Here is a 6,387-nt window from a genome sequence, read left to right as displayed (position 1 = left end):
TTTCCGGCAGCCCGGCACCACCCTGCTGCTGCGCGGCGTGACCGGCATCGCCGCCGAACGCATCGTGCTGCTGGGCCTGGGCGCCGAAGAAGAGATCAGCGACAAGAGCTTTGCCACCGCCGCCGGCGCGCTGGTGCGCACCCTGGCCACGCTGGGCTGCAGCGATGCCGCCCTGGCCCTGCCTTTCGAGGGCGTCAAGGAGCGCGACCTGGCCTGGGCCATCCGCACCGTGGTGCTGGCCGGACGCGACGCGGTCTATCGTTGCGACACCTTGAAGAGCAAGAAAGACCCGGCTCCCACCGGCGTCAAGAAGATCACCCTGCTGGTGGCCGCCACCGAAGGCGGCGCCGCCAAGACCGCCCTGTCCGAAGCCGTGGCCCTGGCCAATGGCATGGCCCTGACCAAGGAACTGGGCAACCTGCCCGGCAACGTCTGCACTCCCACCTACCTGGCCAATACCGCCAAGAAGCTGGCCAAGGACTTCAAGCTGGGCGTGGAAGTGCTGGACCGCAAGCAACTGGAAGCGCTGAAGATGGGCAGCTTCCTGTCGGTCACCAACGGCAGCGACGAGCCGCCCAAGTTCATCGTCATCAAGCACCTGGGCGGCAAGGCCAAGGATGCGCCGGTGGTGCTGGTGGGCAAGGGCATCACCTTCGACACCGGCGGCATTTCGCTCAAGCCGGGCGCGAACATGGATGAAATGAAGTACGACATGTGCGGCGCCGCCTCGGTGCTGGGCACCTTCCGTACCATCGCCGAACTGGGCTTGAAGCTCAACGTCATCGGCGTCATCCCGACCTGTGAAAACATGCCCTCGGGCCGCGCCACCAAGCCGGGCGACATCGTCACCTCGATGTCCGGCCAGACCATCGAAGTGCTCAACACCGATGCCGAAGGCCGCCTGATCCTGTGCGACGCACTGACCTACGTGGAACGCTTCAAGCCGGCCGCCGTGGTCGACATCGCCACCCTGACCGGCGCCTGCATCGTGGCCCTGGGCCACCACAACTCGGGCCTGTTCACCCGCGAAGACGCAGCCCACGACCAGTTGGCCAACGCCCTCCTGGCCGCCGGTCGCGACAGCGGCGACAGCGCCTGGCGGATGCCGATCCAGGAGGTCTACCAGGAGCAGCTGAAGTCCAACTTCGCCGATATCGCCAACATCGGTGGCCAACCGGCCGGCAGCGTCACCGCCGCCTGCTTCCTGGAGCGCTTCACCCGCAAGTACACCTGGGCTCACCTGGACATCGCCGGTACCGCCTGGAAGAGCGGCGCAGCCAAGGGCGCCACCGGGCGTCCGGTCCCCTTGCTGACCACCTGGCTGCTCAACCAGGCGCGCGCCAAGTCGGCCCGCGCCTGAAGCTGCGGCAAAGGGCGCAGTGCATGGTGGAAATAATATTCACGTATCTATCCACCCTCTCGCTGCGCCCGCCCTGGGCGCCGCATCCATCGGCGCTGTCCCGAAAACCACCGCGTTGGCGGTGGTTTTTCTTCATATCCGGCCTGTTGCTGGCCTGGCCAGCCCTGGTACCGGCCGCCAGCTTGCCGCCGGCCCAGACCGTGCGCTTTCCGTCGGCCGATGGCCGCACCGCGCTGACCGGTTATCTGTTTTCGCCGTTCGGCGCGGGGCCCCATCCGGCCATGGTGCTGCTGCATGGCCGCGCCGGTCTCTATTCCAGCCGCGTCAATGCCCAATGCACGCAGATCGGCCCGGCCATTCCCTCGCCCTGCGACGCCACCACCCTATCGGCGCGCCACCGCGCCTGGGCCGCCTACTGGCTGGCGCGCGGCTACCTGGTGCTGCTGGTGGACAGTTTCGGGCCACGCGGCGTGGCCCACGGCTTCGGTCGCCATACCCACGGCACGCCCCAGCGCGCTGCCGTCAACGAACTGAGCGTGCGCCCGCTGGATGCTGAAGGCGCGCTGACCTGGCTGGCCGGACGCGATGATGTCGATCCGCGCCGCATCATGCTGCAAGGCTGGTCCAATGGTGGCAGCACCGCCTTGAACGTGATGCAGCGCCAGGCGCAACGCCCCGCAGGCAACCCCAGCTTTGCCGCCGCGCTGGTGTTCTACCCCGGCTGCGGGCCGCAAGCCCTGCTCTCGCGCACGCCCGAGATCGACAAACCGATCCAGGTGTTGCTGGGCGGGGCCGATGCCGAAGTCTCGCCGCTGACTTGCCAGCGCGTGCTGCGCCATGCCATCCCCATCCGCCAGGCCAGCGCCCCGGTGGTCACGCTCTACCCCGGCGCCACCCATGATTTCGACGACCCCGAGCGCGCCCGCCAGGCCATCGATGCCAACCGGGCCGCACGCCAGGATGCCCTCACCCGCCTGGGCCCTTGGCTGGACCGGCTGCCGATCCAACCCTGAGTTGCCGCTGCGCAAAGTGCGAGCGACCGCCTGCAAAGACGGCCGTTGCGGTCTAGACTGATCCTCCTTTTCCGGAACACTGCCCGCCCACCGTGGTCGGTCAGAAAGCAAGAACGCCGACGCATTTCTTCCCTCCCTGCAAGCAGAAAGGATCAGCATGACCAACGCCAATGCCCATCTCGCGAGCGACCTCTTCAAACCCGTCCAACTGGGTGCCGTGCCATTGCAGAACCGTATCGTCATGGCCCCGCTCACCCGCAGTCGTGCCCTGGCCGGTGACGTCCCCACCGACCTGGCCGCCGAGTACTATGCCCAGCGCGCCGGCGCCGGCCTCATCATCGCCGAGGCCACCCAGATCTCGCCGCAAGGCAAGGGCTATGCACGGACGCCGGGCATCTACAACCAGGCCCAGGTGGCCGGCTGGAAAAAGATCACCGATGCCGTACACGCCAAGGGCGGCCGCATCTTCCTGCAGTTGTGGCACGTGGGCCGCATCTCCCACCCCGACCTGCAACCCGGCCACGCCCTGCCGGTGGCACCCTCTGCCATCCGCCCGGAAGGCAATGCCTTCACCGAAAGCGGCTTCAAGCCCTTCGTCGAACCACGTGCGCTGGAGATCGCCGAACTGCCCGGCATCGTCGAGCAATACAAAACCGCCGCGCAACTATCGATGCAAGCCGGCTTCGACGGCGTGGAAATCCACGCTGCCAATGGCTACCTGCTGGACCAGTTCCTGCGCGACAAGAGCAACCAGCGCACCGACGCCTACGGCGGCAGCATCGAAAACCGCGCCCGCCTGCTACTGGAAGTGGTGCAAGCAGTCACCTCGGTCATCCCCAGCGAGCGCGTGGGCATCCGCCTCTCGCCCATCAGCCCGGCCAACGATATCGCCGACAGCAATCCAGAAGCGCTCTTCCGCTATGTGGTGCAGCAATTGAACCGCTACCAGCTGGTCTACCTGCACGTGGTGGAAGGCGCCACCGGTGGCCCGCGCGAGGTCGAAGGCGGCTTCGACCTGCAGGTGCTGCGCGAGCTCTTCACGGGCCTCTACATCGCCAACAATGGCTATGACCTGGAGATGGCAGTCCAGGCCCGCGCGCGCAACCTGGCCGACCTGGTGGCCTTTGGTCGGCCATGGATCGCCAACCCCGACCTGGTGCAACGCTTCCAGGCCGGTGCCGCACTGGCCCAGATCAACCAGGCCACGCTCTACGGTGGCGGCGCCGAAGGCTATACCGATTACCCGCCGCTGCAACCGGCATGATGGTGGCCTGAGGGCGGCCCAAGCGCACGGCCTGCCACCTGGCAGGCCGTTTTTGCGGCTGTGCTGGAATGTGACGTTTCCTGCAGCGGCTTCATGCATTTCGTGCGGGACACTGCCCCCGCCCGTTACAATGCCGGTTGCGCTCTCATCCACCGCCCAACATGAAAAATTATTTCGCCGCTCTCATCCTGGCCTGCGGCAGCCTGTCCGCGCAGGCCCAGCAGGTCACCCCCTCCGACAATGCCACCGATCCCCTGCAACTACAGGACCGCATCACCGGCGACCTTGGCGCCGGCCTCTACAAGCTTGACCGCAACGACCTCAAGCGCCGCAGCGAAAAGCTGGTATTGCCCTACGCCTACTTTGACTATGGCCGCTTCTTCGCCCGCGTCGATACCTTCGGCATCAAGACCGCCCGCATGGGCTATGGTTACCTGGAGCTGGCTGGCCGCGTGAACGTCGAAGGCTTCGACGCCGACCACGGCCTGCACCGTCGCTCCAATCCCATCCCGCTGGGCCTGGGCACCTACCAGGAAACCCCGTTCGGCGCCTTCTTCCTCAATGTCTTCCGCGACTTCAATACCTCGCATGGCACCCTGGCCGAAGCCATCTATGCCGCCCAGGTCGACCTGGGCCGGGTCAGCATCTACCCGGAAGCCGGGGTGGAATACCGCAGCAGCAGCTACAACGATTATTACTTCGGCGTCGCCGCCAGCGAGTCCGCCGCCAGCGGCCTACGCCAATACAGTGTGGGTTCTTCCACCAGCCCCATCTTCGGCCTGGCAGCCGATGTACCATTAAGCGGCGACTGGCATCTCAACCTGCACTGGCGCCGCAAGTGGCTCGACAACACCGTGAGCGACAGCCCGCTGGTGCGCCGCCGTACCGACGACACCGCCATCGTCGCACTGAGCTACCACTTCAAGTAATCCCTCCCTCTGCACGCCCCCTGTCACACGAACGCAGCGACGTGTGACAGGGCGCAAGCGCCGCCTTCCTCCTCCTCTGAGCATCATCATCGCCCCTCATTCCTGCGGGCGATATTGCCCTGCGCACGACCTTTCCTGTTGTGATGCCTTGCTTCATGGATACGCCTTGATCCGCACGGAAACATTTTAGAATATTTTCATACGTCACTTTTCCTCATGTAAATTTTGTCCTATTTTTCCAGCCCACAAAAAAAATAAATTAACTGAGGAAACTTAATTTCCGCACCAAAACAAATTGCCATGCAAAAACAATATCAAAGCCTGAAAGCGTTTACCAGAGCGGCTTTCAGCGTTTCCCTGCCACAATACAAATTAAAATAAAACGTAATATTCAGTTGCGATAATTAGTATTTTTATATTAATCTGATTTCATCTCCATGACTAAATATCACAAATGGAATGGCTAATCCGGCCTCGCCAGCAACAACAGTGAAACCCATCTGCGCGATCCTCCTTACAAAGTTTTCGTAGTCAAATCGCATCAATCAAACTTGAAAGAGGTGTTGTAATGAAAAAACTGTCGAGTAGTTTCCTTGTTGCATCCACCCTCCTCGCCATGGCTTGCTCGGCTGGTGCGGCAGATATCCAACAATCGCAAGCACTGGTGTGGACCGATACCACGTCCACTTTCGATGCGCGCTTCGGTGCTGGCACCAAGGACAAGAGCTTCCTGGAAAAATTCACCTTCACCATCAACAGCACCGGCTCCTCGCTCTCCTCGGCGCTGGTCTCGATTGCTTTGGGCGGCATCTCGCGCGTGGATATCAGTGGCTTCACCCTGAGCGGTCACGGCCAGAACTACGTCGGCACCCAGGTCCTCAGTGGTGACCTGCAGATCTTCAGCCTGCGCGCCAATGGCCTGAGTACCGGCCTGTACACGCTGGCGGTGGCCGGTACCGTACTGGGCTCGGCCGGTGGCAGCTTCGCTGGCAACATCAGCGTGGCACCGGTGCCGGAAGCCTCGACCACCGCCATGATGCTGGGTGGCCTGGGCTTGATCGGCTTTGCCGCCTATCGTCGCCGCAAGTCCGGTGACAAGACCGAGCAGATGAACGGCGCGCAGATGATGGCGGCGTGATGATGGCAGCGTGATGGACGGGCACTGACGCTTGATGATGCTGTTCCGACTATCGGACTATCGATGCCGCAGCAAGGGGAGCACCGGAGACGGGGCTCCCCTTCTCCATAGATGGCATAACTGAAGCCAACATTCTGGCGGACGATATTGCCCCGCACTTCCCTCCCTGTTTAATTGCCCTCGCGCCTGCGCTGACGACAGGCTCAGGCAAGGATGAACTCCGTTCTCCGCCTCTACCTACTGTAGAACCGCCCTCATGGAGGGGCGTTGAGGGGTGCAGAAATGTTCTGGAATATTTTCATACGTCACTTTTTCTGACGTAAATTTTGTCCATTTTTTCAGGGCGCGAGAAAGAATAGATTAACTGAGGAAACTTAATTTCCACAGCCAAACAAATTGCCTCACAAAAACAACTAATCCATCCAAAACCGTTTACCAGAGCGGCTTCCAAGAGTCCTACATCACAACAGCACTTACCAGAAAAACGTAATATTCAGTTGCAAACCTTAGTATTTCCACATTATTCTCGATACGTCTCTTCGAAAAAAAATCACAAATAGAGACACCGTTCCGACCTTGCCAACATCAATAACAAAACCCGTCGGAGCGATCCCCCTTGCAGTGCTTTCGCAATCAAAACCCAATCAATCAATCGAACTGAAAGAGGTGTTGTTATGAAAAAA

The 6,387-nt window shown here is 61.8% G+C and carries 5 protein-coding genes; all 5 read left to right on the top strand.

The features are described from left to right. The coding region (locus tag I5W_RS19870; RefSeq protein WP_044530525.1) for a leucyl aminopeptidase at nucleotides 1–1,360 on the top strand (1,360 nt) is incomplete at its 5' end. Between the two features lie 146 nt (nucleotides 1,361–1,506). After that, complete coding sequence (locus I5W_RS19865) at nucleotides 1,507–2,373, top strand: dienelactone hydrolase family protein (protein WP_044530524.1); 867 nt, start codon at nucleotides 1,507–1,509, stop codon at nucleotides 2,371–2,373. Nucleotides 2,374–2,530: 157 nt separating this feature from the next. Further along, entirely contained in the window at nucleotides 2,531–3,637 is a 1,107-nt protein-coding gene (locus tag I5W_RS19860) for an alkene reductase (protein WP_044530523.1), read from the top strand. Nucleotides 3,638–3,798: 161 nt separating this feature from the next. Beyond that, a complete protein-coding gene (locus I5W_RS19855; RefSeq protein WP_044530522.1) occupies nucleotides 3,799–4,566 on the top strand; it encodes a MipA/OmpV family protein in 768 nt (255 codons plus the stop codon). Nucleotides 4,567–5,134: 568 nt separating this feature from the next. After that, the gene (locus I5W_RS19850) at nucleotides 5,135–5,704 is read left to right on the top strand and encodes an FxDxF family PEP-CTERM protein (protein ID WP_044530521.1); all 570 of its coding nucleotides are present in this window, start codon (nucleotides 5,135–5,137) and stop codon (nucleotides 5,702–5,704) included. Nucleotides 5,705–6,387 lie beyond the last annotated feature (683 nt).

Origin of the sequence: Herbaspirillum sp. B65 (genome assembly GCF_000333555.1) — a bacterium.
Taxonomy (GTDB): Bacteria; Pseudomonadota; Gammaproteobacteria; order Burkholderiales; family Burkholderiaceae_D; genus Herbaspirillum; species Herbaspirillum rubrisubalbicans.
Note: the sequence above shows the minus strand (reverse complement) of the source record. Positions and strands in the feature narration are given on the sequence as shown.